Source organism: Streptomyces sp. NPDC059874, assembly GCF_042731135.1.
In the GTDB taxonomy this organism is placed as follows: Bacteria; Actinomycetota; Actinomycetes; order Streptomycetales; family Streptomycetaceae; genus Streptomyces.
The window spans coordinates 57809-83117 of sequence record NZ_JBHWJY010000030.1; the positions used below are offsets into that span (position 1 = coordinate 57809).

A 25309-nucleotide genomic window follows, 5' to 3' on the forward strand; every position below is an offset into this window, starting at 1 on the left:
GCTCCTCCTTCGTCGTCGCGTCGCTGCGCGATGTCGCTGCGCTCCACCCTTGACAGACCGTCCCGCCACGGAAAAACGAAGACTGCCGGGAAACCCCCAAAAGAACGGGCCGGTCCGAGGATCAAGGACGGGGCGGTCGCGATGGACGGCCGGGTTCCCGGCGGCAGACCCCGGCCCGGGCCCCTCCGGACCGCTTTCCGGGTCGGGGGCAGCCCAACCACCCCCAAACAGCGACCAAATGACGCTGGCGGGAGGTCAGGCGGCCAAGTCGCGTCAAATCGCTACGCGCTCCTCGCCGACGGCGTCCGACGACCGTCTGGGGCTGGTCATGAGCCGCCACGGATCGCTACACAGCTGACGTCGTCTGGCGTCGACCAGACCGGCATGGGCTGGTCACAGGCCGAAGTCGGCGCGGACGAGTCGGACCGCTGCGACGGGGTCTTCGGCTCGGGTGACCGAACGGCCCACAACGATGTGTGACGCACCGGCGGTGATGGCGGCACGTGGTGTTCCGGGGCGGGCGTGCTCTGTCGGGGATGTACCGGGCAGCGTGACCCCCGGCGTGACGATCAGGGAGCCGGCGCCCAATACATCCCGCAGCTGCGCGGCTTCCTGAGGTGAGGCGATCACACCATGGCAGCCGGCGTTGGAGGCCAGCCTGGCCAGGCGCAGTACCTGTTCCTCGGTCGAGGCGTTGACCCCGATGTCCGTGAGGTCGGAGCCGGTCATGCTGGTGACGACGGTCAGGGCCAAGACGCGCAGGCGAGGGAAGTCGCGGGCGGCGGCGACAGCGGCGGCCATGATGTCGGTGCCGCCCATGGCGTGCACCGTCACCATCGACGCGCCCAGTGCCCCTGCCGCACGGACCGCGCCGGCAACGGAGTTCGGGATCTCGAAGAGCTTCAGGTCCAGGAACACCTCATTGCCCCTGGCGACGAGGGACTCGACGAGATCGGGTCCCGCCGCCGTGAGCAGCTCCAGCCCGACCTTGTAGAAGCGGCACTCGTCGCCCAGACGGTCGACGACCTGCTCGGCCGCTCGACGGCCGTCGAAATCCAAGGCGACGATGATCCGGTTGCTTGACTTCATGGAGTCATTGTCGTCAAGCCTCCGCGGCCGGTCGCTTCTGAACGAGTTCCTGAAGGGCTTCCCAGGCGGCAGACGACTCGAAGAGCCGGAGGGACGGCCCCTGTTCGGAGGCCAGGACGGCGTAGTGCTCGGGAATGAACGACATGCCCCAAGGCTCTTCGACATGAGCACGGATCAGGAGCCGCCCGGAGGTCGTGCATCGGATCCAGGGGATCAGTAGGAAGCCGGCCAGCTTCGGGTCGATCAGCGAGGGGTCGCTCAGAGGGACGGTGTCAGGGCCTTCGATCAGCTCCACAGTGGTGGGGAGGCCATCACCAGGACACTCCAAGAGACGAGAGGAAATGGCGTGCCGCTCGCTCCACGTCTCCGCCACCACCGAGATCTCCGCTCGGATGGTCTCACTGAGGGGCACCTGATGTTCGAGCAGGGCTCCCACCAGCAGGTCCAGCCCCGCCTCCTGCTCGCCGATGTCCCAGCAATCACGGACTTCCTGAGCCTTGGCGGTAGGCAAGAGGGAGGCGAAGCGGTTCCAGACTTCAGCTTCATCGGTCACCGGGAGAGGCTAGCGGCCGTCGGAGACACGGCTACCGATGGCAGTCCGCCCCACCGGCCGCTTCGACGTTGGCGATCGCGGTGGTGAACTCGCGGCCGGACGCGCCACGGATGTAGGCGAGTTCCATCCAGCGCTCGTGGGCGACGGAGTCCGAGACGTTCTCGCTGATCACCGCCATCAGCTCGCCCTCGGTGCCTGATGCGATGTCGCGGACGCGACGGCGCAGTAGCCGATGGGGCACGTACTCGTATCGCTCACTCATCGGGCGCTCCCTCGAACGTGCTCAGGAAGCGCTCCCAGCCGACCAGCGCCCGGTCGAGCAGATCCGCGCTGGGTTCGACCGCTGCTGCCACCTCCACCAAGCGAGCGTCTTCGGTGGCAGGGCTGAGCACGGCACTGGTGCAGAGGTGCACCTCAGGTGCTGCCGTGCCGACGCGAGTCTGATGCATGCAGATCACTCCTCAGTCGTTGGACCGTCCCCAAGAGGCAACTTCTCTAGAGATGCATCCCAGCCGGTCCAGCCCAATTCGTCAACACATCTCTAGAGATATCTGCCAATGCCTGGTGGATGGGGTCTCGACGGTGGTACGTGCAGCGGTCTCTTTCTGGCCCTAGGGTGTCTAGAGAGGAGAAGGAGTGATCGGTTTAATGACCAGCCAGGGCAGCACCCGCCAGCCGAAGTACCAGCGGATCGCCGATGCGCTGAGGAAGGCCATCCAGTCGGGTGAGTACGGCCCGGGCGACCGCCTGCCGGGCGAGAACGACCTCATGGCCACGTACGAGGTTGCTCGGATGACCGCACGCCAGGCCCTCGGAGTGCTCCAGAACGAAGGCCTTGCGGAGGCGCGGAAGGGTGCCGGTGTCTTCGTCCGGGCGTTCAAGCCCCTGCGGCGGCGCGGCATCCAGCGGCTGGCACAGGAGCAGTGGGGCTCAGGCCGTTCCATCTGGTCCGTCGATGCCGAAGACCGGGAGCTCGTCGTCGATGAGATCCAAGTGCGCGAAGAAGAGGCGGACCGTCGCATCGCCGACGTCCTCGCCATCTCCCCGGGGTCTCGGGTTTGGGCACGCAGCCGCCGCTTCGTCCTCGACGGCAAGCCGGTGCTTTTCGCGACCTCGTACCTGCCGGCGGAGCTCGTCGCCGACTCTGCCATCACCCAGACGGATACCGGCCCTGGTGGGACGTACGCGAGGCTGGCCGAGCTGGGGCACGGGCCCGTCCACTTCCGAGAGGCGATCCGCTCCCGGATGCCGTCAGCCGACGAAGCCGAGCGACTCTCGCTCTCCATGGGCACGCCTGTCATCCAGATCATCCGCACAGCGTTCGCTGAGGGCGGGCGGGCTGTTGAGGTCAACGAGATGACCCTGGACTCCGCTTCCTACGTGCTGGAGTACGACTTCGACGCCTAGTAGGCCGGGTCTTTCGGATCACCGGATCGCCGGTCAGGGAAGTAGCGCCCAATCGTCCTCGGACTTCACCGACGCCGACCGAGAAGGGCAGCCTGCTGCCTCTTGAGTCGCGCGAAGCGTGTGGTGGTGTACTCCTTCAGCTCTGGCCCCGGGAACTGGATGACGGACTTGTATTCGCCGAACTCACCAGATGCCCAGCGCGCCGCGGTGATCTCGTAGCCGGATACGTGGGCGCACAGTGCGAGCAGGACAGGCGGCACCTCCTCCTCGATGAGGAGGTCGGCCTTGGTGACGACCACGTCGCGCATCTTTTGGATGTTGGGCAGGAAGACGGTCGTGGCCCAGATGCGCCACTCGGCGAGCTCTTCCTCGGTGGGGGGAACGTTGTGGTCGAAGGGGTGAATCCCATCAGGGCGGGCATACCGCTCACAAAACGCGTCATAGGCACGACTGTTGGCCTCCATGAGCGCGAAGAGCGGGCCGTAGAAGTCGCTCAACTGCTGGTTCACTCGAGCGAGCCGGGCCTGCCGCTGCGCGAGCCGCAGCCCATTGACATACGTCGCCATGTACCCGACGAAGGCCAGACTGACGGTCATGATCACTGTGCCCATGGCGAGGATAGTAGGCCCGCTTCCTTCGGATCATCTGATCGTTGGTCTTGTTATGCCGTTGCCTGACGTGCAGTGGGCGCGGATTGAGCCATTGCTCCCGGACCGGGCGCCGAAGCGGGGCGGCCGGTGGCCACCCGCCTTCGACCGCGAGGCATACAAGCGAGAAGACGGCGACCATCTACATGGCAGGACTGCGCGTCGCGGGCACCTTCCTCTGGTCTGCCCGGTGATCCAAACGAAACGGCCTGGCTCGCGGCGAGAGTGGGGTTCCGGGCATCGGCCCCGGGCGGCCGTTGGACGCCGAAATATGGGCAGCGCGTAGCGATCTGTCGCGCTCGTCGGATGCTGATGTGCTTCTGGTCGCTGTTTTGGTGCGGGTATCGGCCCCAGGCGGCTGTCGGACGCCGTCGTTGAGGAGCGCGTAGCGATTTGACGCGAGGTGCCCGTCTGACCTCCTGCCGGCGTCATTTGGTCGGTGTTTGGGGGTGGTTGGGCTGCCCCCGACCCGGAGGGCGGTCTGGAAGGGCCCGGGCCGGGGCCTGCCGCCGGGAACCCGGCCGGACATCCCTGATCGCCCCGTCCTTGAAATCTAGGACCGGCCCGTTCTTTTGGGGGTTTCCCGGCAGTCTCTTGTCTTTCCGTGGCGGGACGGTCTGTCAAGGGCGGCCGCAGGCCGTCGCGCAGCGACGCGACGACGAAGGAGGAGCGCCCTTGACAGACCGGCCCGACACGGAAGGACTATGGGACTGACGGGAAACCCCCAAGACCTCTCTGATTCCGCCCGGCTCGGACCCCGCCATTCCCAGGTCCCGCCGTACAGGACGGGCCACCCCCGCCCCACCGCCGAGGGGGCGGGTGGGCAGCCACCGCCGCGGGGCGTGCCCCGAGGGGGGAGGAGTCCCGCGCGCGTGAGTCCGTACGACCCCCGCCCCACCCCCTACGACACCTTCAGGCCTTTTCCGGCGCCGTCAGGTCGATCAGGCGGCAGACCGTTTCGATGTCGATCTTGACCTGCGCTATCGAGGCGCGGCCCGAGAGCCAGGTGATCAGGGCCGAGTGCCAGGTGTGCTCGATGACCCGGACCGCCGAGAGCTGTTCCGCCGTCGGCGGGGCCTCCAGGCCCATCGCGTCCAGGATGATCGCCGTGGTCAGCCGGGACACCGTGTCCACCTCGGGGCTCACGCTGCGGTCCGCGAAGGTGAGGGCCCTGACCATCGCGTCCGCCAGGTGCGGTTCGCGCTGGAGGGCGCGGAAGGCGCGCATCAGGGTTTCCGCGACCCGGGCCGCCGGGTCGTCGCCGGCCGGCGGGCGCTTGCGCAGCGTGGTGTGCATGTGCTGGAGCTGGTCCTGCATGGTGGCGACCAGCAGGTGCACCTTGGACGGGAAGTACCGGTAGAGCGTGCCCAGCGCCACGCTGGAGGACTCCGCGACCTCCCGCATCTGCACCGCGTCAAAGCCGCCCCGGCTGGCCAACTGGGCGCTGGCGTGCAGGATCCGGCGGCGGCGGGCCTCCTGGCGTTCCGTCAGGGGCGGGGACGCCGGTGTGGTGACCGTGGTGGCGAGGGGCTTCGCTTCCGGTGTCATGTGTCCCGTTCCGTGGCGTTCCGTGTCGTTGCGGGGGGTGTGCGTGGGGCGGGTGTGGACTGATTCGGGGCCAGCATCTCAGGCGTCGGTGTCGTGGCGCGAATCACCTGCTCCGCCTCTTACGGTGTGGTTTCCGGCCGGTAGATTCAATGCTCTTCAACGGATCAAGTCTGCAACTTGTTCTACATTATCCGAGCGGTTACGCTCCGGCGAAAGTGCAGGGAGAAGGGGGCCGAGAGTGACCGCTGAGGCCATGGTGACGAGCCCTTTCGCGGGTTCCGCCACCGACGGCGACCGCCCGCTACGCATCGCACTCCTCACCTATAAGGGGAACCCGTTCTGCGGCGGCCAGGGCGTCTACGTCCGCCACCTCTCGCGCGAGCTCGTACGCCTCGGACACTCCGTCGAGGTCATCGGCGCGCAGCCGTACCCGGTCCTCGACACGGGCGCCACGCTCACCGAGCTGCCCAGCCTCGACCTCTACCGGCAGCCCGACCCCTTCCGCACGCCGAAGCGCGGCGAGTACCGGGACTGGATCGACGCCCTTGAGGTCGCGACGATGTGGACCGGCGGCTTCCCCGAGCCGCTGACCTTCTCGCTGCGGGCCCGGCGCCATCTCGCCGCCCGCGCGGGGGAGTTCGACGTGATCCACGACAATCAGACCCTCGGGTACGGGCTGTTGGGGGACCTCGGTGCGCCCCTGGTGACCACCATCCACCACCCCATCACAGTGGACCGCGCGCTCGACCTCGCCGCCGCGAAGGACCGCATGAGGCGGGCGTCCGTGCGCCGTTGGTACGGCTTCACGCGCATGCAGGGGCGCGTCGCCCGGCGCCTGCCCTCCGTGCTCACCGTGTCCGGGTCCTCCCGGCAGGAGATCGCCGAGCACCTCGGCGTACGCGACGAGCGCATCCACGTCGTGCACATCGGCGCCGACACGGACCTGTGGTCGCCGGACGCTTCCGTGGCCGAGGTACCGGGCCGCATCGTGACCACCTCCAGCGCCGACGTCCCGCTCAAGGGGCTCGTCCACCTCGTCGAGGCACTCGCGAAGCTGCGTACCGAGCAGCCCGACGCGCACCTCGTCGTCGTCGGCAAGCGGGCCGAGCAGGGTCCCGTCGCCCGCGCGATCGAGACGTACGGGCTCCAGGACGCGGTCCGCTTCGTCAAGGGCATCACCGACACCGAGCTCGTCGACCTGGTCCGCAGCGCGCAGGTCGCCTGCGTTCCCTCCCTCTACGAGGGCTTCTCGCTGCCGGCGGCCGAGGCCATGGCCACCGGCACCCCGCTCGTCGCCACGACCGGCGGGGCGATCCCCGAGGTCGCCGGCCCCGACGGGGAGACCTGCCTCGCGGTGCCCCCGGGCGACGCGGGCGCGCTGGCCTCCGCGCTGGGCCGGGTGCTGGGCGACCCGGAGCTGCGCGCGCGGCTCGGCGCCGCCGGGCGGGAGCGGGTGCTGACCCGGTTCACCTGGGCCAAGGCCGCCGAGGGCACCGCCGCGCACTACCGCGCCGCCATCGAGCAGGCCGCGGCCGCCCGGACCCGCCGTCCGCGGTGACGCACCCCCAGACTCCGCTTCTCCCTCACCACCCCCGCGACCGCGAAGGCAGGACCCCGTGCTGACCGTCGATTTCTCCCGGTTCCCGCTCGCCGCAGGCGACCGTGTGCTCGATCTGGGCTGCGGCGCAGGCCGGCATGCCTTCGAGTGCTATCGGCGCGGCGCCCAGGTGGTCGCGCTCGACCGCAACGGCGAGGAGATCCGCGAGGTCGCCAAGTGGTTCGCGGCGATGAAGGAGGCCGGCGAGGCCCCGGCCGGCGCCACCGCCACCGCCATGGAGGGCGACGCGCTCGCGCTGCCCTTCCCCGACGAGTCCTTCGACGTCGTCATCATCTCCGAGGTCATGGAGCACATCCCCGACGACAAGGGCGTGCTCGCCGAGATGGTGCGCGTGCTCAAGCCCGGCGGGCGCATCGCCATCACCGTCCCGCGCTACGGCCCCGAGAAGATCTGCTGGGCGCTGAGCGACGCGTACCACGAGGTCGAGGGCGGCCACATCCGCATCTACAAGGCGGACGAGCTGCTCGGCAAGATGGAGGCCGCGGGCCTCAAGCCGTACGGCACCCACCACGCGCACGGGCTGCACTCCCCGTACTGGTGGCTCAAGTGCGCCTTCGGCGTCGACAACGACAAGGCGCTGCCCGTCAGGGCGTACCACAAGCTCCTGGTCTGGGACATCATGAAGAAGCCGGCGCTCACGCGGATCGCGGAGCAGGCCCTCAACCCGGTCATAGGCAAGAGCTTCGTGGCGTACGCGACCAAGCCCCACCTTCCCGTCGACGCCGCGGGCGCCACCAAGTGAGCTCGCCGGAGCGCACCGAACACCTGGTCCTCGACGGGGTGTTGACCGCCGAGCAGGCCGCCGAGACCGTCGCCGGGATCCTCGCCGCGCAGCGCGCCGACGGGGCCATCCCGTGGTTCCGCGGCCACCACCTCGACCCGTGGGACCACACCGAGGCCGCGATGGCCCTGGACGCGGCCGGCGAGCACGAGGCCGCCGAGCGCGCCTACGAGTGGCTGGCCCGACACCAGAACGAGGACGGTTCCTGGTACGCGGCCTACGCCGACCGGGCGGACGGCGTGGACACCGCGCAGCCGCAGGACGCGAGCCGGGAGTCCAACTTCACGGCGTACATAGCCGTCGGCGTCTGGCACCACTACCTCGCCACCGGCGACGACGCCTTCCTCGATCGGATGTGGCCGACCGTCTACTCGGCCGTGGAGTGCGTCCTCGCCCTCCAGCAGCCCGGTGGCGAGATCGGCTGGAAGCGGGAGCCGGACGGCACCGCCGTCACCGACGCCCTGCTCACCGGGTCCTCCTCCATCCACCAGGCGCTGCGCTGCGCGCTGGCCGTCGCCGAGCACCGCGAGGAGCCGCAGCCCGACTGGGAGCTCGCCGTGGGCGCGCTGCGGCACGCGATACGCCGCCACCCCGAGCGGTTCCTCGACAAGAACCACTACTCGATGGACTGGTACTACCCGGTCCTCGGCGGCGCGCTGACCGGCCCCGAGGCCAAGGCGCGCATCGAGGAGCGGTGGGAGGAGTTCGTCGTCCCGGACCTGGGCGTGCGCTGCGTCCTGCCGAACCCGTGGGTGACGGGCGGGGAGTCCTGCGAGCTGGCGCTCGCGCTGTGGGCGACGGGGGAGTCGGACCGGGCGCTGGAGATCCTGCGCTCCATAGGCCACCTGCGTGCCGAAAACGGCATGTACTGGACGGGCTACGTGTTCCAGGACAAGGCGGTCTGGCCGGTCGAGCAGACCACCTGGACCGCCGGGTCGCTGCTGCTCGCCGTCGCGGCACTGGGCGGGGACGAGGCGACGACCCAGGTGTTCGGCGGGACATCGCTCCCGGCCGGACTGGAGCCCGACTGCTGCGGTTTCCAGGGGACGCCCTGAGGCCCGATCCGAAGGACGGGCCTCAGCGGCGGTACAGCCACCCGGCGACGGCGTGGCCCACGAGGACGTAGACCACGGCCGCCAGGCCGTAGCCGAACACGACCTGGACCCACTCGCGGCTGAAGGTGAACAGGTCGTAGGTCCAGGTGGACAGCCAGGTGGCGGTGTCGTGGACGAACTCCACCAGCTCGTTGCCCCGGTTGGCGTCGAGCAGGTACAGCAGGATCCACAGGACGATCACGAAGGCGAGCACGTCCGCCACGAGCGCGACGGCCCGTCCTGCCTGACTGCTTCCTCGGGCGTGTTCTCGAGAGTGCGTGTGTGAGCGCATGTGGAGCGTCTTGCCGCTCGCACGCGCCCCAAACCCTAACGGGGTACCACCAGTGGTGCGGGGGCCGGGCCGGGGGGAGGCTGCGGGGGACGCCCCAGCCCCCGGAGGAAACCGTGTCCGTAGTCACGTCCAGGACCTCGCGATTCCGTCGCGCCCTCACGGCGGTGGCGCTGTCCACCGCGTTGCTCGCCGGTGCCACCGCGTGCGGCGGCTCCGGCGGCGGCAGCAGCCGGGCGGACCAGGTCTCCATGGCCTCGGCCGCCGAGCTGGCGGCGCTCGCGGCCGCGGTGCCGGCCGCCGGGGAGGCCGATGAACTGGCCGCCCCGACGCCCTCGCCGAGCACCTCCGCCGAGCGGCAGAAGTTCGCCAAGACGCGCTTCGTCGCCAACGCCGGGCTCGCGGCCGGGGCGACCTACCAGTGGATCATCAAGCCGTACCGCGAGGGCAAGTTCAAGAAGGGCGCCAAGGGCCGCACCTTCGCGCTCATCAAGGCCGGCCTCGCGGGCGCCTTCGCGTACAACCGGCTCAAGGCGGCCGCCGACAACGCCAAGGGCGACCCGCTGCTGTCGAAGGCGATGGTCCCGCTGACGGCCGGCATCGACTCCCTCAAGGGCCTGGGCACCAAGCTGCGCAAGGGTGAGGCGGGCGATGCCGACATCGACTCCTTCAAGAACGTGATCGACGGGGTCAAGGGCGCGGGCAAGAGCGCGGGCGCCGAGGTCACGGACCAGGTCCCGAGCCTCTCCCAGCTGGGCGGATAGCCCGAACGGGTCCCCCGAGTGGCGGAACCGGGTGCCCCGGGCGAGGCTGCGGAAGATCCCCGAGCCCCCGGAGGCACCCTTGTCGATACCCCGTACCGCCCGACTCCGCCGCGCCCTGAAGGACGCCGGGAAGAGCGCCGGCGCGGAGGTCACCGACCAGGTCCCGAGCGCGTCCGAGCCGGGCGGCCAGGGCTCGTGCGACCTGCTTGAATGGGTCGCGTGATCGAGATCGTGGTTGCCGTCCTCGGCGCCGCCGGAGCCGGCTGGCTGCTGCGGCGCAAGCACCTGCGCCGGCTTGCCGCCGGGCCCGAGGCCGGGATCCCCGGAATGGCGCGGCATCCGGCCGGCGAGGGCCGTTGGCGGCTCGGCAAGCTGTACGCCGACCAGGGCGCGGCCCGCTGGGTCCCGCGGCGGGGCGAGCCCGTGCCGCTGCCAGGCGGCCGCGCCACCGGTTTGCGGGCCCCCTCCGTGCGGGAAGGGCTCTCCATCAACCCCGGCTCGCGGATCGTGACCTGCGCCTACGAGGGCGGCGGCACCATCGACATCGCCGTCATGCCGCTGGACCTGCGCGAGGTACTGGCCGCGCTGCCGCAGGACACCCCCGGGGCCGACGACAAGCCCTAGCTCTGCTTGGTCCAGCGCTGCGAGGAGTCCCCGTCGCAGCTCGCCGTCAGCAGGCCGGTGGTGCCGCTCATGCCGAGGTCGAGGCAGCCGCCGCCGTAGTCGGCCACCAGGCTGCCGGACGAGCCGTTGCGCCAGATCCGGCCGATGTCCTGGGAGCAGTCGCCGACGAAGACGGCCTGGCCGAGCCCGTTGGAATACAGGCAGCCGCCGCTCTGCTTGTTGACGAGCTTGAAGCTGCCGTCGGAGCGCCCCTGCACGGTCCACTGGGTGGACGCGTCCGGGCATTCGGCGAAGCTCGAGGCGCCGTAGACCTGGTTGAGGCACTTGCCGTTGCTGCCGTTGCGGTAGCGGTAGGTGCCGGAGGCGGGTGGCGGGGCGGCCGTGGTCTTGGGACTGGTGGGGGGCGCGGAGGTGTGGGTGCCCGCGGAGCTGCCCGTGCCGGCGGAACCGCCGTTCTGGCCGCCGCCGCCGCTCGGTCCGGTGCCGGTGCCGGTGCCGGTACTGGTACCGGTGCCGGCGCTGGACCCCGTGTTGGCACCCGTTCCCGCGCTCCCGGCACCCGAGGCGTTGGGGTCGCCCACCCCGCCCTGTGCGTTCTGGGCGCCGTCATCGGTCTTGCCGTCGGTCGGCGACTGCGCCGGTGACGCCTGACCGGACGGGCTACCGGCCGACGCCGCGCCGGTCGGGTCGGCGGGGGCCGATGCGGAGGAGTGCGGGGCGCCGTTGGCCTCGGCCGGTGGGGAGGACACGTTCGGCAGGTACTGGATGGCGAGGGTCGTACCGCCCGCGACCAGGACGACGGGGACGACGGCGAGAACGATGCGGACGCGGCGGCGGCGTTCCGGACGCGGCTCGGCGGCCGCCGGGGAGGGGCTCGGGGTCGGGTCCGGCACCGGCACGGGGATGACCGCCGGCTCCGGCTTCTCCTCCGGCTCCTTCCCCGCTTCCGCTTCGGCTTCCGTGTCCGGCGTCCCGCCCGCGAGCGGGACCGTCGGCAGGTCGATCTCCTGGACGTCCGCGGCGAAGGCGGCCCTCTCCGACAGCCGCTCGTGGACGGCCGCCGGCCACAGCGGGGCCGTGAACGGGCCCTCCCGCGTGGCGCGTTCGAGGAGCTCGGCGGCCGTGGGGCGGTCCGCCGGGTCCTTGGCGAGGCAGGTGGCGACGAGGTCGGCCAGGTCCGGGGCCGAGGCCCGCAGCGGCTCCAGGTCGGGTTCCTCGTGGACGATGCGGTACAGCACGCCGTGCCCGGACTCGTCGCCGAAGGGCGGCCGTCCGCTCGCCGCGTACGCGAGGACCGAGCCCAGTGCGAACACGTCGGTGGCGCCGCTCAAACCCCGGCTGCCCGAGGCCTGTTCGGGCGCCATGTAGGCGGGTGTGCCCACGACCATGCCGGTCCGGGTCAGCTGGGACTGCTCGGCGGCCCGGGCGACGCCGAAGTCGATGAGGGTGAGTCCGTCGACGGTCAGCATGACGTTGGACGGCTTGAGGTCCCGGTGCACCATGTCCAGCGCGTGCACCTGCGCCAGACCCGCCGCCGCCTCCCGCAGCAGCAGCCACAGGGCGTCCGCGGGCAGGGAGCTGCCGTTCAGCTCCAGGGCTTCGCGCAGGGTGAGCCCGGGGACGTACGCGGTGGCGAACCACGGGGGTCGGGCGGTGCGGTCGCTGCCGAGCAGCGGTGCGGTGGCACCGGCGGGCAGCCGGGCGAGGTTGTCCAGCTCGTGCCCGAAGCGGCGCACGAAGTCCTTGTCCTCGCCGACGACGGAGGCCAGCAGTTGTTTGACGGCGACGTACCGGCCGTCCTGCACCCCGAGGTACACCCGTCCCATGCCACCGGCCCCCAGCCGGCCCGCCAGCGGGATCGGCCCGATCTGGCGCGGATCGTCCGGCTCCAGCGGCTCGGCGCCGCTCCCCGTCAGCTCTAACACGTCAGCCCCGTCAGGATCGGAATCAGTCTCCGGGAATCTACCGGATGGGTTGAAGCTACAACGAGGCCCGGGGGTAGGTGACTTGGCTCGGTCGCCTCAGCTGTTGAGCTCCGCCAGGACGCGCAGGGTGTGCGGGTCCGGGGCGGTCAGCAGGAGGTCGGTGACCGGGCCCTTGCGCCACAGTTCGAGGCGTTCGGCGATCCGCTCCCGGGGGCCGATCAGCGAGATCTCGTCGGCGAACGCGTCCGGGACGGCCAGCACCGCCTCCTCCTTGCGCCCGGCCAGGAACAGCTCCTGGATGCGGCGGGCCTCCTCCTCGTAGCCCATGCGCGCCATCAGGTCGGCGTGGAAGTTGCGTGCCGCGTGCCCCATGCCGCCGATGTAGAAGCCGAGCATCGCCTTGACCGGCAGCAGTCCCTCGGCGACGTCGTCGCACACCTTGGCGCGGGCCATCGGCGCGATCATGAACCCGTCGGGCAGGTCGGTGAGGGAGGCCTGGTAGACGTCCGTGCGGGTCGGCGACCAGTACAGGGGCAGCCAGCCGTCCGCGATCCGGGTGGTCTGCGCGATGTTCTTCGGCCCCTCCGCGCCGAGGAGGACCGGCAGGTCCGCGCGGAGCGGGTGGGTGATGGGCTTGAGCGGCTTGCCGATGCCGGTGCCGTCCTCGCCGCGGTACGGGTGGTGGTGGAAGCGGCCCTCCAGCGCGACCGGGCCCTCCCGGCGCAGCACCTGCCGGATGACGTCGACGTACTCGCGGGTCGCGGTGAGGGGGCTCGCGGGGAAGGGGCGCCCGTACCAGCCCTCGACCACCTGCGGCCCGGACAGGCCCAGGCCCAGCATCATGCGGCCGCCGGAGAGGTGGTCCAGGGTGAGGGCGTGCATGGCGGTGGCGGTGGGGGTGCGGGCGGCCATCTGGGCGATGGCGGTGCCGAGGCGGATCCGCGAGGTGTGGGCGGCGATCCAGGTCAGTGGGGTGAAGGCGTCCGAGCCCCAGGCCTCGGCGGTCCACACCGAGTGGTAGCCGAGGTTCTCGGCCTCGGTGGCGAGGTCGAGGTGGCCGGGATTGGGGCCGCGGCCCCAGTAGCCGAGTGCGAGTCCGAGGCGCATGTACGATCCCCTCCGCCAAGCCGTTTCTGACGATGCGTCAGGTGACTGTATGGCAACGGCCCCCCGCCCGGAAGGGTGGGGGGCCGTTGCCGTGGGATCGCTGCGCGCTCAGCCGCGCTGGATGCCCGAGGTGTCGTTCAGCACGCCGCGGCGGCCGTCCTGGGTCTGGGCGATCAGGGTGGCGGGGCCACGCTGCTCGACGGCCAGGTACCAGGTGCCCGGGGCGAGTTCCGCGATCGGGTTGGGGGAGCCGTCCTCGGCGAAGAGGGGGCGCGCCACCGGGACCGCGAACCAGAACGGGGAGAAGTCCGCCGCCGGGGCCGGCTCCGGGGTGGGCGCGGGCGTCTGCCCCGCGTCCTGCGGGGTGCCGCCGTAGGGCGGGGCCGGCTGCGGGGTGTTGCCGTACGGCTGGGCCTGCCGGCCCTCCGGCGCGCCCGGGTAGCCGTACCCGGCGCCGGGCTGCGGCTGGCCGCCGTACGGCGGGGCCGCGACGGGCTTCGGGTCGGGCACGAGCTGCCCCGCGAGCGCGGGGATCTTCGCACCGGCGAGGGCGACGCCCGCCAGGACCGCGACGGCGAGGAAGCCGAGGATCGCACCGGCGCCGTTGGACCCGTTGAGGATCAGCGTCCACAGCCCCGACCAGGCGGCCGAGACCGCGAGGACGATGCCCCACGCCGACAGCGGCAGACCGGCGATCTTGCGGCCCTCGGGCACGAAGCGGGTGGCGACCAGCAGACCGGCGGCGATGAAACCGAGCAGGAACACGGAGGGCAGGGCCAGGCCGCTGAAGTCGGTGTTCCACGCGTTCGCGGAGACGAGGGTGGCGGAGTGGAAGTCGAGGAGCGAGGCGATGAACAGCAGCGCCGCTGCTCCGATCACCACGCCGTCGCCTCGAGTGAGGGAGCGGATGTTCACGTCTTAGGTGTCCTTCTCGGTCTCGGTCGTCTCGTGGTGCCGCGGTCGCAGTACGTGTCTGGAGCGGGCGGGCGGCACCATGGTACGGAGGTTCCCCGCGGCCGAGAGGATCGGGGCGGTGACCAAGTCCCGGCGGGACTCCCGAGGGGACTACCCGCCGAGGAACGCCACGATGCCGTCCGCGATGCCCTGGGCCGCCTTCTGCCGCCACTCCGGACTCGTCATCTGCGCCGCGTCCTTGGCGTCACGCATGTTGCCGCATTCGATGAACACCTTGGGCCTGGTCGACAGGTTCAGTCCGCCGAGGTCGTCACGGATGACCAAGCCGGTTCCGCTGCCGAGGTAGTTGGCGGGGTCGGAGCCGGTGGTCCGGGCGAAGTTGGAGGCGATCCGTTCGCCGAGCAGCCGGGAGGGTTCGACGATCTTCGAGGTGTCCGCGCCGCCGCCCTTGACCTTGGCGGGGAGGATCACGTGGTAGCCGCGGTTGCCGGCCGAGACCCCGTCGGCGTGGACGGAGACGATTGCGTCGGCCCCGGCCTCGTTGCCGATGCGGGCCCGCTCGTCGATGCAGGGGCCCCACGGGCGGTCGGACTCGTGCGTGAGGACCACCTTCGCGCCCTGGGCCTCCAGCGCCTCGCGCAGGCGCAGCGAGACGTCGAAGGTGAACTCGGCCTCCATGTAGCCGGAGTTCGTGGTGGTGCCGGTGGTGTCGCACTCCTTGAGGTTCGTGCCGATGTCCACCTGCTGGTCGATCTCGTCGGTGTGCTTGAAGTTGCCGGTGTTGTGTCCGGGGTCGACGACGACCGTCTTCCCGGTGAGCGGCCCCTTGGCGGGCACCTTGGCGGGGGCGGCGGGCGGCAGGGACGCGGGCCCGGGCACGGGCGCGCCGGCCACGGGGCCCGGCTGCTTGGCGTCGTGACGCTCCGGTCCGGCGCCGCCGGTCAGGACCTGGGTGAGCACCCACCCGGCCAGGCAGGCCGGGGCGAGCGCGGCCACTCCCACGACGAGGGTGGCGCGGCGCGCGAACCAGGGCCGGTCCGGGCCGGCCGGAGCGGGGAAGTCGGCGGACTCGGGAGGCTGGGGGCTGTCGTCGTAGCGCACGCGGTGATGCTAGACCGGGAGGCGGGCCCGGTCCGGGCTCTGGGCCATCCGAGGGCGTGGTCGTCTTATATGCCCGGCCGGTCCTGCCTGCGCCGCGGCCCGATCGTCAGACGCCCTCGCCGACCCGGCGCAGCACGCGCAGGGAGTCCGTCACCGAGACCTCCTCGAAGGCGCCCGAGGCGAGGGCGCGCAGGTAGATCCTGTACGGGGCCTGGCCGCCGTCGGCCGGGTCGGGGAAGACGTCGTGGATGACGAGCGTCCCGCCCACGGCCACGTGCGGGGCCCAGCCCTCGTAATCCCCGGTGGCGTGCTCGTCGGTGTGGCCGCCGTCGATGAAGACGAGACCCAGCGGGCCGCCCCAGGCCGCCGCGACCTGCGGGGACCGGCCGACGATCGCGATCACGTGCTCCTCGAGACCGGCCCGGTGCAGGGTGCGGCGGAAGGTGGGCAGCGTGTCCATCAGCCCGATCTCCGGGTCCACGACCGTCGGGTCGTGGTACTCCCAGCCGGGCTGCTGCTCCTCGCTGCCCCGGTGGTGGTCGACCGTGATGGCCGCCACCCCGGCCTCGCGGGCGGCGTCGGCCAGCAGGATCGTGGAGCGTCCGCAGTACGTCCCGACCTCCAGCAGCGGCAGCCCGAGCGCCGCGGCCTCGGTCGCCGCCGCGTACAGGGCGAGGCCCTCGCCCACGGGCATGAACCCCTTGGCGGCCTCGAAGGCGGCGAGGGTCTCCGGCTTGGGGGTGGCGGCCATGGGGTCCTCCGGGGATACGCGTGCGAGACGGTGACCGTGACGGTCACGGTGGCGGCCCATGCTGCCCTACCGCCGGGTAGCGGACCAGGGCGGGGTCTCCCGGGGTCACGCGCGGTAGGGCGGCGCTGCGCACTCGAAGCACACCGTCTTGGCCGCCTCTACGCGGAGCCCCTCCGCGTTCGCGGCCTTCGTGGAGTCCCTGACCCGGTGATTCCGGCGGATCTATACTCCCCTCTCGGCCGACGGGGTCGTGCGGGGGAAGCGTGGGGACACACATGTGGTCGTACCTGGGGGAGGCCCTGCTCTGGGGCCTGCTGGTCTACGGCGGGTCGGCGCTGGTGGTGCGGCTGCTGTCGCTGCCCTTGCTCGGACGACGTCATGAGCACGTGCGCCGACGGGCATTGGCGGCCCGGAGCGGCGGTGCTCCGATGCCGCGGATCCCGGGCGCGGTGCTCGGGGAGCTGGCTGTGGGGGTTGCCGGGGTCGCCTGCCTGTACGTGCTCCCGGAGTACGTGTACCACGGGCTTCCCGAGATCGAGCTGACGGGCTTCTTCTCGATCGCCGGGGTGGATGGGAACAGCCTGCTTCAACCCCTGGACTTCGGCCACCCGTGGACCTGGCTGGCCGTCATCACGCTGCTGGTGCTGCCGGGCTGGCTGTTCCTCTACTTCCGGACGCAGCGCAACCTGCTGACCCTCGGGATGCCCAAGGGGGTGTGGCGCTCGCCCTCGACGCGGCGGCGGCTGGCCGGGCTGATCGCCCTGCGCCTCGTGTTCGGCGTGTTCGCGCCGGTCGGGGTGCTGTTGGCGGCGCTGGTGGTCCAGGTCGTCGACCTCCTGGCCGGCCGGAAGTACCGGTCCGCCGCGCCGCTGCCGGCCGCGCAGCCCGTGCCGCCGCTCCCGCCCGTGCCGTCGTACGCGCCCACGCAGACGGCCCCGCCCGCGCAGCCCGGCCGGCCCCCGGCCTACGTGCCCACGCAGGCCGACCGGGGCGTCGCCCCCGCGCCGCAGGTGTCGTACCAGGAGCTGCGCCCCAACGAGCCGCGCGCGATCGGCGGGTACCAGCTGCTCGGGCGCATCGGGGCCGGCGGGATGGGGACGGTGTACCTCGCCCGGCGTGAGGGGTCGGCGACGCAGGTGGCGCTGAAGACCATCCACCCCGAGCTGCTCGACCATGCGGAGCTGCTGCGCCGCTTCGAGCGGGAGGCGGAGGTACTGGCGATGGTGTCCGGGGCGTACACCGCCCGGGTGCTCGACGCCGGGGTGGACGCGGGACGGCCCTACCTGGCCATGGAGCTGCTCGACGGGCGGCCCCTCGACGTCCACCTGCGGGAGCAGGGGCCGGTCCGCTCGCCCGAGGCGTTGCGGGCCCTGGCGTTGGCGCTGGCCGTGGCGCTGTCCGGGGTGCACCGGCTCGGCCTGGTCCACCGGGACCTCAAACCGGCCAACATCATGCTGACCACCGCCGGGCCGCGGCTGCTCGACTTCGGCATCGCGGCGATCGTCGACGGCACCCGGCTGACCAGGACCGGTGGCGGACCGGGGACCCTGACGTACATGGCGCCGGAGCAGTTCGGCGACGAGGGCGTCGGCCCGGCCGCCGACGTCTGGGCGTGGGCGTGCTGCGTGGTGTGCGCGGCGCACGGAACCAGTCCGTTCGCGGCGACCAGTACGGGCGCGGTGATCCGCCGGATCGTGGACACGGGCCCCGACGCGGCCGCCCTGGCCGCGGTCCAGGCACTCGACCCGGCCCTCGCGGCCGCCGTGCGGCGGGCGCTGGCCGTCGATCCGAGGGAACGCCCGGCGGACGGTGCGGCTCTGGCGGAGCTGCTGACGGCACGGCAGGAGCCGGGCGAGGTGCGCGAGCAGATCACCCGGGGCTGGCGCACTCTGGCCCTGTGAGCATCGACGGCACCACGTACGGCTGTTGACGGTCTGTATGATCCCCACCCGAATCGGGGGAGGGGTGGTACGGACATGGAGGACCTGGAGCTGTCCGCGCCGGCTCGGGTGGGGCCGTTCCGGGTGGTGGCCGTGCTCGGGCAGGGCGGGATGGGGCGGGTGCTGCTCGGCGTCGCGCCCGATGGTCGGCTCGTCGCCGTCAAGGAAGTGCATGCCGAGCTGGCCGAGGACGACGGGTTCCGGGCGCGGTTCCGGCGTGAAGTGGATGCCTCGCGGAAGGTGTCGGGGGCGTACACGGCGGCCGTCATCGACGCCGACCCGGATGCGGTGACGCCCTGGCTCGCTTCGCAGTTCGTCCCCGGGCCCTCGCTGAGCCAGGCCCTGGAGGCGGGTGGGGCGCTGCCCGAGGCCTCGGTGCGGGTGCTCGCCGCCGGGCTGGCTCGGGCGTTGGCCGATGTGCACCGGGCCGGGCTGATCCACCGGGACCTCAAGCCGTCCAACGTGCTGCTCGCCGAGGACGGCGTACGGGTCATCGACTTCGGCATCGTCCGCGCGGTGGGGGACCAGACCCGGATCACGCACACGGGCGCGCTGATCGGGTCGCCCGCGTTCATGTCGCCGGAGCAGATCCTGGGCCGCGAACTCACCCCGAAGAGCGATGTGTTCGCGCTCGGGGCCACGCTGGTCATGGCGTGCACGGGGAGCGCGCCGTTCGCCGGGGATTCCGTGCCGCGGCTGCTGCACGAGGTCGTGAACGCGGAGCCGGATCTGAGTGCCGTCCCGCCCGGCCTGCGCGGGATCATCGAGCGGTGCCTGGCCAAGGACCCGGCCGCGCGGCCGTCGCCGCAGGAGCTGCCGGCGATGGTCGGCCGGGTCGAGCCGTCGGTGCGGCCCTGGCCGGAGGCGGTGCACCGGCTCATCGGGGCGCAGCGGGCCGAGATCGCCGGCGTCACCGGGCCGGTGGGCGCGAGCGCGGAGCGGCCGGACGGCTGGGTCGCGCGGCCGCGACGGAAGTGGAGCCGGAAGGTACGGGCGCTGGTGGGGGCGGGGATCGTGGCCGCCCTGGTCGCCTGCGGGCTGACCGTGGGGCGGCCGGTGGTCCAGGAGGTCTACTTCATGGTCGTGCCGGAGGACGTGCCGACGCCCGGCACGGTCCCGCTCTCCCAGGTCCAGGACCGGTACCGGCCGCAGGAGATGACCTGCCCGGAGCTCGCGGCGGGGATCACCGTGCCGGCCGGGTTCGACCTGCCGAGCGGGTACGGATTCACGGAGAAGGACGGAAAGTGGTCCGGCCCCAGCAATCTGTGCGTGTGGAAGGACAAGGCAGGCGACGAGATCTACGTGTCCTGGAGTCTGTTCGTCTCCCGGCCGGGCGGCAAGACGGGGGCCGAGCAGGCCAAGGAGAGCCACGAGGAGTTCTACGGGCGAGGCAGGACCACGCGGGACTTCGGCCTCGGTTATGCCGAGGAGGCCATGTGGCTGCCGCCGGACGACAAGGACGACGAGAGCTGCGTGCTGTACATCCGGGACGTCAACCTCAGGGCCTTCATCGCCGTCAAGGGACCGAACTACCCGCCCGGCGGGTGCAAGGACGTCACGAAGACCGCCGGTCAGGGCGCCGTAGCGGCGATTCCGCGCCGGTGAGGGCGCTCCGGGAGTCCGATCCGCGGGCGGTGGGGCCGTACCGGCTGCTCGCCGAGCTGGGGCGGGGCGGGATGGGGCGGGTGCTGCTTGCGTCCGGCCCGGACGGGCGGCTGGTGGCGCTCAAGCAGGTGCACGCGAGGCTGGGCGCCGACGAGGCCTTCCGGGCCCGCTTCCGGCGGGAGGTCGCGGCCTCGCGGCAGGTGTCGGGGGCGTTCACGGCGGCCGTGATGGACGCCGACCCGGAGGCGGTCACGCCCTGGCTGGCCTCGGTGTTCGTGGCCGGGCCCTCGCTGGGCGCGGCGGTCGAGGCGGCCGGGGCGCTGCCCGAGCCGGTCGTACGGCGGCTCGCGGCGGGCCTGGCGACGGCGCTCGTCGCGATCCACCGGACGGGCCTGGTCCACCGCGACCTGAAGCCGGACAACGTGCTGCTGTCGGAGGACGGGGTGCGGGTCATCGACTTCGGGATCGCCCGGCTCGCCGAGCGGGGAGGCGAGGCGAGCGAGCTGACGCAGACCGGGATGGTCGTCGGCTCGCCCGCGTTCATGTCGCCCGAGCAGGCCGAGGGGAAGGAGCCGGGCCCGGCGAGCGACGTGTTCTCGCTGGGGTCGGTACTGGCGATGGCGGCGGCCGGGAGCAGCCCGTTCGCGGCCCCGTCGACCCTGGGGACCCTCTACAACGTGGTGCACGCCGAGCCGGAGCTGTCGGGGGTGCCGGACGGGCTGCGGCCGCTGGTCGAGGCCTGCCTGGCCAAGGACCCGGCGGCCCGGCCCACCGCGGCGCGGCTGCTGGAGCTGATCGGGCCGGTGGCGCCGGAGGGCCCGGCGGGGACGTCGTGGCCGGCGGCCGTGCGGCGGCTGATCACCGAGCAGCGGGCGGCGGTGGCCGGGCTGGTGCGGGGCGGTCCCGACCGTGCGGCGGCCGTGGGCCGTGCGGGCGCCGGGGTCGGCCCCGCGGACCCGACCGTGCGGCTGGAACGGAGCGGGCCGGCCGCGTCGACCGCGGTGCTGCCGCCGGAGGCCCTGCCGGGGCCGCCCGGAGGCCGGACGGTCCGCCCGGCGGTGTGGGCGACGGTGGCGGGGCTCGTCCTGGTCGCAGGCCTCGGCCTGACCGCGTACGTGCTCCGGTCGGGCGGGGGCGGCTCGGAGGGCCTGGGCGGGCAGCCGGGCGCGTCCCCGTCGAGGACCGCCCCCGTCGAGCCCGACCGGTACGCCAGGCTGCCGAACTGCTCCGACGTGGCAGGGAGGTTCGGGATGGAGCACCGAAGGAAGGACAAGGACGCCCACTCCGAGGGCGGGAGCACCGCCGGTGCGGAGTGCCAATGGTTCGGGACCCATCGGGAGGGCGGGGAGAACCAGTGGGACCCGCTCCCGCACGCCACCGTGCGCTGGTCGCTCAAGATCAGCGACTCGGCGGGATACGACGCGACCGAGACCCAGAAGTCCGAGTTCAGGATGGACTCGGGCATGGGCCTGCGCTTCGACCGGACCCTGGACGTCGGCGAGGCCGGCTACTGGGACAGGCCCAAGGAGGGCGAGACCTGCGTGCTCGCCGTCCGCGACGGCAACCTCGTCATCCGGGTCGGCCTCGGCGGGGAGGAGCACCCCGCGGCCTCGTGCGAGTCCGACGCCGTCAAGGCGGCCAGGACCGCGCTCGCGTCCGTGACCCGTGGGTAGGATCCCCTTCCGGAATCGGGGAGGGGCAGGGCAGGCATTGCGGGTCCCGCATCCTCGTACGGGACGTCGGGCGCGGGCGCCAAAGCCGACAAGTACCGCACCCTGTACGAGTGCTCGGACTTGGCGACGGGGCTGCCGCTGCAACCGCGGGACAACGGCAGCGACCGCCACTCCAGTGTCGACGCCGAAGTGCAGACCACCTGTACCTGGTTCGGGTCCAGGGCTGCGGCGGCATCGCCCGCGCCGCGGTGGGGGCCGTGACGACCAACTGAGCGGCTGCTGGGGGACGGCGCGAACGCGTCAGGCGTCGACTCGTGCGGGGTACGTGGTGGAGCCCCGGGTCTTTGAGCCGCGCTTGGTGGGTGGCGCCGGGCGAGAACACGTTCCAATCTGACCTTCCGTCAGAATGGAACGTGTTCTACTCTGCCGCGCATGGGCATCGGAATCACAGCGGAACAGCGGGAGTTGGCCGAGGCGGTGCGCGGCTGGGTGGCGCGGGTCGTGCCTCCCGAAGAGGTGCGCAAGCTGCTCGACACCCCGCCGCAGACGGGTGCGCGACCCGCCTACTGGGACGCGATGGCCGCGCAGGGCCTGCTGGAGCCGCACCTGGAGGGCGGCACGTTGCTCGACCTCGCCGTCGTCGTCGAGGAAGCCGCCCGGGGCGCGCTGCCCGGGGCGTACCTGCCGAGCGCGCTGGCCTCCGTACTGCTGGACCGGGCCGGGGCCGAGCCCCTCGCCGGGCGGGTCGGGGCGGTCGCGCTGGGGCCCGGGACCCTGACGGCCGTCGCCGTCGAGGGCGGCGGGTACCTGCTCGACGGGCTCGCGCCGCCCGTGCTCGGCGCCGGCGAGGCGGACCTCGTCCTGCTCGCCGCCGAGGCCGCGCACGGCACCCGCTGGTTCGCCGTGGACGCCGCCGCGCTGGACATCCGTACGCACGAGAGCGCCGACCCGACCCGCCCCACCGCCGAGGTGCACGCGCGCGGGGTCACCGCCGGCCCCGACCGGGTGCTGGAACTGGACGCGGCCCTCGTACGGGACCTGGCCTGCGCCCTCTTCGCCGCCGACGCCTGCGGCACCGCCGCCTGGGCCCTGCGCACGGCCGCCGAGTACGCGAAGGTGCGCGAGCAGTTCGGGCGGCCCATCGGGCGGTTCCAGGGAGTCAAGCACCTGTGCGCCGACATGCTGGTACGGCTGGAGCAGGCCCGGGCGCTGGCCTGGGACGCCGCGAACGCGATGGACGAGCCGGCGGATGTGCGCTCGCTGGCCGCCGCGCTCGCCGCGGGCACCGCGCTGGACGCCGCGTACTCCTGCGCCAAGGACTGCATCCAGATCCTCGGCGGCATCGGCTTCACCTGGGAGCACGACGCCCACGTGTACCTGCGACGGGCCGTCGTCGCCCGCCAGCTGCTCGGCTCCGGCGACGGGCACCGCATCCGGGCCGTACGCCTCGCGGCGGGCGGCGCGCGGCGGGAGCTGAAGCTGGAACTGCCCGCGGAGGCGGAGGAGTACCGGGCGCGGGCCCGTACCGCCATCGAGGACGCGCGCGGCCTCGACCCGGCCGCGGCGAGACGGATCCTGGCCCCGACCGGTTACGCCGCCCCCTACCTCCCGCCGCCCTACGGGCTCGGCGCCGGCCCCGTCGAGCAGCTCGTCGTCCAACAGGAACTGCGGGCGGCCGGGGTCAAGGTCGCCGACCTCGGCATCGCCACCTGGGTCGTGCCCTCACTGCTCGCCTACGGCACCGACGCGCAGCGGGAGGCCTACGCGCTGCCCACCCTGCGCGGGGAACTGACCTGGTGCCAACTCTTCTCCGAGCCCGGCGCGGGCTCCGACCTCGCCTCGCTGCGCACCAAGGCCGAGCGCACCGAGGACGGCGACTGGAAGATCAACGGACAGAAGGTGTGGACGAGTTCCGCGCACAGCGCCGACTTCGGCATCCTGCTGGCCCGCACCGACCCGGACGCGCCCAAGCACAAGGGGCTCGGCTACTTCGTCGTCGACATGAAGAACACCCCCGGCATCGACATCCGGCCGCTCAAGGAGATCACCGGCGAGGCCCTCTTCAACGAGGTCTGGTTCGACGACGTGATCCTCCCGGCGGACGCGCTGGTCGGGGCGGCCGACGGCGGCTGGAAGGTCGCCCGCAACACCCTGGGCAACGAGCGCGTCCACATGGCCGACCTGATGAGCTTCGACACCGGCCTCGAATCCCTCATCGCCCGCTCCGCCGACCTCGACGGGGCCCACCGCGCCCGCATCGGGGCGCTGGCCGCCGAAGCGCACGCGCTCGCCTGCATCGGGCTGCGCACCACGCTCCAACAGGTGTCGGGGCTGGAGCCGGGCGCGGGCGCGTCCGTACGCAAACTCGTCCAGACCCCGCACCAGCAGCGGACCGCCGAGCTCACGCTCGAACTGCTGGGCCCGGCGGGCGCGGTACGGGAGGGGGCGGGGGAGCGGGCGGTGCACGGCATGCTCATGTCCCGCTGCCTGACCATCGCCGGGGGCACCACGCAGGTCCAGCTCAATGTCGTCGCCGAGCGGATTCTCGGCCTTCCCAGGGACTGAAGGGCAGCAGTGATGAAGTCGTACATCGTGGGCGTCGGCATGACGAAGTTCGAGAAGCCGGAGTCGCGGGACTGGCAGTACTGGGACATGGCCAAGGAGGCCGGGACGGCGGCGCTCGCGGACGCGGGGGTGGACTACGGCCTGGTCGAGCAGGTGCCGGTCGGCTACTGCTTCCAGGCCTCCACGGCCGGCCAGCGGGCGGCGTACGAGCTGGGGCTGAGCGGGGTCCCGGTCTACAACGTGAACAACAACTGCGCGACCGGGTCGACGGCGCTGATGATGGCGCGGCAGTTCGTCGAGGGCGGGATCAACGACTGCGTGCTCGCGCTCGGCTTCGAGAAGATGAAACGCGGGGCGCTGGGCGGCGGCGCCGACGGCGGTGACTTCAAGACCTCGCCGGTGGCCCGGCACTACGGGATCATGGCGGCCGGGCACGGCTTCGAGATGTCCCCGCCCACCGCGCAGATCTTCGGCAACGCGGCGCGCGAGCACATGGAGCGGTACGGGACCACGGCCGCGCAGCTGGCGGCGGTGGGAGCCAAGAACCACCGGCACTCGGCGAACAACCCGAACGCGCAGTTCCAGGACGTGTACTCGGTGGAGGAGATCCTGGCGGCGAAGGAGATCCACTCGCCGCTGACGAAACTCCAGTGCTCCCCGACCTCGGACGGGGCGGCGGCCGCGCTGGTCGTCTCGGAGCGGTTCGTGGTCCGGCACGGGCTGCACGACAAGGCGGTGGAGATCGTGGCCCAGTCGATGACGACGGACACGGACGAGTCCTTCTCCTCGGGCTCGTGCATCGACGTGGTCGGCAAGCCGATGTCGGCGGCGGCGGGGCGGCAGGTGTTCGCCGCGTCGGGCCTGGGCATCGAGGACGTGGACGTGATCGAGCTGCACGACTGCTTCTCCATCAACGAACTGCTCACGTACGAGGCGCTCGGCATGTGCGAGGACGGCGCCGCGGGGAAGCTGGTGGAGAGCGGGGCCACTACGTATGGCGGCCGGTGGGTGGTGAACCCCTCCGGGGGACTGATCTCCAAGGGGCATCCGCTGGGTGCGACGGGGCTGGCGCAGGCGGCGGAACTGGTCTGGCAGCTGAGGGGGCAGGCGGGGGCGCGGCAGGTCGCGGGCGCGCGGGTCGGTCTTGCGCACAACATCGGGCTGGGCGGTGCGGCGGTGGTGACCCTGCTGCGGAAGTAACGGCCGGCCGCCGCTGCCGGGGCTCCGCCCCAGACCCTCCCCCGGACTCCGTCCGGGGGGCCCCACGCCTCAAACGCCGGCGGGGCTGGATTGCCCGCCGGGCAATTTCAGCC

At 72.3% G+C, this 25309-nt stretch carries 24 protein-coding genes; 12 read left to right on the plus strand and 12 right to left on the minus strand.

Annotated elements, in window-relative coordinates; translation table 11 throughout:
- Positions 1 to 393: 393 nt before the first annotated feature.
- The 4 genes from pyrF to ACFV9H_RS19195 are packed head-to-tail and all read right to left on the minus strand — an operon-like array spanning position 394 to position 2091.
- Entirely contained in the window at positions 394 to 1089 is a 696-nt protein-coding gene (gene pyrF / locus ACFV9H_RS19180; RefSeq protein ID WP_385399430.1) for an orotidine-5'-phosphate decarboxylase, read from the minus strand.
- A gap of 13 nt (positions 1090 to 1102) precedes the next feature.
- Complete coding sequence (locus ACFV9H_RS19185) at positions 1103 to 1642, minus strand: hypothetical protein (protein WP_385399433.1); 540 nt, start codon at positions 1640 to 1642, stop codon at positions 1103 to 1105.
- Between the two features lie 31 nt (positions 1643 to 1673).
- Positions 1674 to 1904, minus strand: coding sequence for a hypothetical protein (locus ACFV9H_RS19190; protein WP_385399436.1), 231 nt, complete (start codon positions 1902 to 1904; stop codon positions 1674 to 1676).
- Positions 1897 to 2091 (minus strand): hypothetical protein, encoded by a 195-nt coding sequence (locus tag ACFV9H_RS19195; protein WP_385399438.1) that lies wholly within the window; start codon positions 2089 to 2091, stop codon positions 1897 to 1899. The genes ACFV9H_RS19190 and ACFV9H_RS19195 overlap by 8 nt, the downstream gene beginning before the upstream one ends.
- 199 nt (positions 2092 to 2290) lie before the next feature.
- Here ACFV9H_RS19195 and ACFV9H_RS19200 point away from each other — a divergent pair, with 199 nt between their 5' ends.
- Positions 2291 to 3049 (plus strand): GntR family transcriptional regulator, encoded by a 759-nt coding sequence (locus ACFV9H_RS19200; protein ID WP_385399441.1) that lies wholly within the window; start codon positions 2291 to 2293, stop codon positions 3047 to 3049.
- 65 nt (positions 3050 to 3114) lie between these two features.
- Here the strand turns inward: ACFV9H_RS19200 and ACFV9H_RS19205 are convergent, their stop codons facing one another.
- Both ACFV9H_RS19205 and ACFV9H_RS19210 read right to left on the minus strand, forming a co-directional pair.
- Positions 3115 to 3660, minus strand: coding sequence for a hypothetical protein (locus tag ACFV9H_RS19205; RefSeq protein ID WP_385399444.1), 546 nt, complete (start codon positions 3658 to 3660; stop codon positions 3115 to 3117).
- A gap of 948 nt (positions 3661 to 4608) precedes the next feature.
- Positions 4609 to 5244, minus strand: a complete 636-nt coding sequence (locus tag ACFV9H_RS19210; protein WP_385399447.1) for a TetR family transcriptional regulator — start codon at positions 5242 to 5244, stop codon at positions 4609 to 4611.
- 238 nt (positions 5245 to 5482) lie between these two features.
- Between ACFV9H_RS19210 and ACFV9H_RS19215 the strand changes: the two genes are divergently transcribed.
- The 3 genes from ACFV9H_RS19215 to ACFV9H_RS19225 are packed head-to-tail and all read left to right on the plus strand — an operon-like array spanning position 5483 to position 8698.
- Positions 5483 to 6802 (plus strand): glycosyltransferase family 4 protein, encoded by a 1320-nt coding sequence (locus tag ACFV9H_RS19215; RefSeq protein ID WP_385399449.1) that lies wholly within the window; start codon positions 5483 to 5485, stop codon positions 6800 to 6802.
- Between the two features lie 58 nt (positions 6803 to 6860).
- On the plus strand, positions 6861 to 7604 hold the full coding sequence (locus tag ACFV9H_RS19220; RefSeq protein WP_385399451.1) for a class I SAM-dependent methyltransferase: 744 nt from the start codon (positions 6861 to 6863) through the stop codon (positions 7602 to 7604).
- On the plus strand, positions 7601 to 8698 hold the full coding sequence (locus ACFV9H_RS19225; protein ID WP_385399453.1) for a prenyltransferase/squalene oxidase repeat-containing protein: 1098 nt from the start codon (positions 7601 to 7603) through the stop codon (positions 8696 to 8698). The genes ACFV9H_RS19220 and ACFV9H_RS19225 overlap by 4 nt, the downstream gene beginning before the upstream one ends.
- Positions 8699 to 8720: 22 nt before the next feature.
- Here the strand turns inward: ACFV9H_RS19225 and ACFV9H_RS19230 are convergent, their stop codons facing one another.
- Positions 8721 to 9029, minus strand: a complete 309-nt coding sequence (locus ACFV9H_RS19230; protein ID WP_385399456.1) for a hypothetical protein — start codon at positions 9027 to 9029, stop codon at positions 8721 to 8723.
- A 113-nt stretch (positions 9030 to 9142) separates the two neighbouring features.
- Here ACFV9H_RS19230 and ACFV9H_RS19235 point away from each other — a divergent pair, with 113 nt between their 5' ends.
- The 3 genes from ACFV9H_RS19235 to ACFV9H_RS19245 all read left to right on the plus strand — a co-directional run bounded on the left by ACFV9H_RS19235 (position 9143) and on the right by ACFV9H_RS19245 (position 10414).
- Positions 9143 to 9790: a hypothetical protein gene (locus ACFV9H_RS19235; protein WP_385399458.1), complete on the plus strand. Its 648-nt coding sequence runs from the start codon at positions 9143 to 9145 to the stop codon at positions 9788 to 9790.
- A 79-nt stretch (positions 9791 to 9869) separates the two neighbouring features.
- Positions 9870 to 10013, plus strand: a complete 144-nt coding sequence (locus ACFV9H_RS19240) for a hypothetical protein (protein WP_385399461.1) — start codon at positions 9870 to 9872, stop codon at positions 10011 to 10013.
- Complete coding sequence (locus tag ACFV9H_RS19245) at positions 10010 to 10414, plus strand: hypothetical protein (RefSeq protein WP_385399464.1); 405 nt, start codon at positions 10010 to 10012, stop codon at positions 10412 to 10414. The genes ACFV9H_RS19240 and ACFV9H_RS19245 overlap by 4 nt, the downstream gene beginning before the upstream one ends.
- Here ACFV9H_RS19245 and ACFV9H_RS19250 read toward each other — a convergent pair.
- The 5 genes from ACFV9H_RS19250 to ACFV9H_RS19270 all read right to left on the minus strand — a co-directional run bounded on the left by ACFV9H_RS19250 (position 10411) and on the right by ACFV9H_RS19270 (position 16213).
- The gene (locus ACFV9H_RS19250) at positions 10411 to 12339 is read right to left on the minus strand and encodes a protein kinase (protein ID WP_385399466.1); all 1929 of its coding nucleotides are present in this window, start codon (positions 12337 to 12339) and stop codon (positions 10411 to 10413) included. The two genes, ACFV9H_RS19245 and ACFV9H_RS19250, sit on opposite strands and share 4 nt — an antisense overlap.
- A 96-nt stretch (positions 12340 to 12435) precedes the next feature.
- Positions 12436 to 13446 carry an LLM class F420-dependent oxidoreductase gene (locus ACFV9H_RS19255; RefSeq protein ID WP_385399468.1) on the minus strand — a complete coding sequence of 337 codons (1011 nt, stop codon included), beginning with the start codon at positions 13444 to 13446 and terminating at the stop codon, positions 12436 to 12438.
- A gap of 108 nt (positions 13447 to 13554) precedes the next feature.
- Positions 13555 to 14361: a hypothetical protein gene (locus ACFV9H_RS19260; protein WP_385399471.1), complete on the minus strand. Its 807-nt coding sequence runs from the start codon at positions 14359 to 14361 to the stop codon at positions 13555 to 13557.
- A gap of 150 nt (positions 14362 to 14511) precedes the next feature.
- The gene (locus ACFV9H_RS19265; RefSeq protein ID WP_385399474.1) at positions 14512 to 15462 is read right to left on the minus strand and encodes an N-acetylmuramoyl-L-alanine amidase; all 951 of its coding nucleotides are present in this window, start codon (positions 15460 to 15462) and stop codon (positions 14512 to 14514) included.
- 106 nt (positions 15463 to 15568) lie between these two features.
- Positions 15569 to 16213: a class I SAM-dependent methyltransferase gene (locus ACFV9H_RS19270; RefSeq protein WP_385399476.1), complete on the minus strand. Its 645-nt coding sequence runs from the start codon at positions 16211 to 16213 to the stop codon at positions 15569 to 15571.
- Positions 16214 to 16488: 275 nt separating this feature from the next.
- Here ACFV9H_RS19270 and ACFV9H_RS19275 point away from each other — a divergent pair, with 275 nt between their 5' ends.
- From ACFV9H_RS19275 to ACFV9H_RS19295, 5 genes are all read left to right on the plus strand, one after another.
- A complete protein-coding gene (locus tag ACFV9H_RS19275) occupies positions 16489 to 18114 on the plus strand; it encodes a protein kinase (protein ID WP_385399480.1) in 1626 nt (541 codons plus the stop codon).
- A gap of 75 nt (positions 18115 to 18189) precedes the next feature.
- Entirely contained in the window at positions 18190 to 19758 is a 1569-nt protein-coding gene (locus ACFV9H_RS19280) for a serine/threonine-protein kinase (protein WP_385399482.1), read from the plus strand.
- A complete protein-coding gene (locus tag ACFV9H_RS19285; protein WP_385399485.1) occupies positions 19755 to 21431 on the plus strand; it encodes a serine/threonine-protein kinase in 1677 nt (558 codons plus the stop codon). Before ACFV9H_RS19280 ends, ACFV9H_RS19285 begins: the two co-directional genes overlap by 4 nt.
- 432 nt (positions 21432 to 21863) lie before the next feature.
- Positions 21864 to 23996, plus strand: a complete 2133-nt coding sequence (locus ACFV9H_RS19290) for an acyl-CoA dehydrogenase (protein WP_385399488.1) — start codon at positions 21864 to 21866, stop codon at positions 23994 to 23996.
- 12 nt (positions 23997 to 24008) lie between these two features.
- Entirely contained in the window at positions 24009 to 25196 is a 1188-nt protein-coding gene (locus ACFV9H_RS19295) for a lipid-transfer protein (protein WP_385399490.1), read from the plus strand.
- Positions 25197 to 25309: the final 113 nt, after the last annotated feature.

Excerpts from the sequence above, each read along its gene's own strand:
- pyrF (WP_385399430.1), bottom strand. The coding sequence starts at position 1,089 with ATGAAGTCAAGCAACCGGATCATCGTCGCCTTGGATTTCGACGGCCGT.
- ACFV9H_RS19190 (WP_385399436.1), bottom strand. The coding sequence starts at position 1,904 with ATGAGTGAGCGATACGAGTACGTGCCCCATCGGCTACTGCGCCGTCGC.
- ACFV9H_RS19195 (WP_385399438.1), bottom strand. The coding sequence starts at position 2,091 with ATGCATCAGACTCGCGTCGGCACGGCAGCACCTGAGGTGCACCTCTGC.
- ACFV9H_RS19200 (WP_385399441.1), top strand. The coding sequence starts at position 2,291 with ATGACCAGCCAGGGCAGCACCCGCCAGCCGAAGTACCAGCGGATCGCC.
- ACFV9H_RS19205 (WP_385399444.1), bottom strand. The coding sequence starts at position 3,660 with ATGGGCACAGTGATCATGACCGTCAGTCTGGCCTTCGTCGGGTACATG.
- ACFV9H_RS19210 (WP_385399447.1), bottom strand. The coding sequence starts at position 5,244 with ATGACACCGGAAGCGAAGCCCCTCGCCACCACGGTCACCACACCGGCG.
- ACFV9H_RS19230 (WP_385399456.1), bottom strand. The coding sequence starts at position 9,029 with ATGCGCTCACACACGCACTCTCGAGAACACGCCCGAGGAAGCAGTCAG.
- ACFV9H_RS19255 (WP_385399468.1), bottom strand. The coding sequence starts at position 13,446 with ATGCGCCTCGGACTCGCACTCGGCTACTGGGGCCGCGGCCCCAATCCC.
- ACFV9H_RS19270 (WP_385399476.1), bottom strand. The coding sequence starts at position 16,213 with ATGGCCGCCACCCCCAAGCCGGAGACCCTCGCCGCCTTCGAGGCCGCC.
- ACFV9H_RS19275 (WP_385399480.1), top strand. The coding sequence starts at position 16,489 with ATGTGGTCGTACCTGGGGGAGGCCCTGCTCTGGGGCCTGCTGGTCTAC.
- ACFV9H_RS19280 (WP_385399482.1), top strand. The coding sequence starts at position 18,190 with ATGGAGGACCTGGAGCTGTCCGCGCCGGCTCGGGTGGGGCCGTTCCGG.
- ACFV9H_RS19290 (WP_385399488.1), top strand. The coding sequence starts at position 21,864 with ATGGGCATCGGAATCACAGCGGAACAGCGGGAGTTGGCCGAGGCGGTG.
- ACFV9H_RS19295 (WP_385399490.1), top strand. The coding sequence starts at position 24,009 with ATGAAGTCGTACATCGTGGGCGTCGGCATGACGAAGTTCGAGAAGCCG.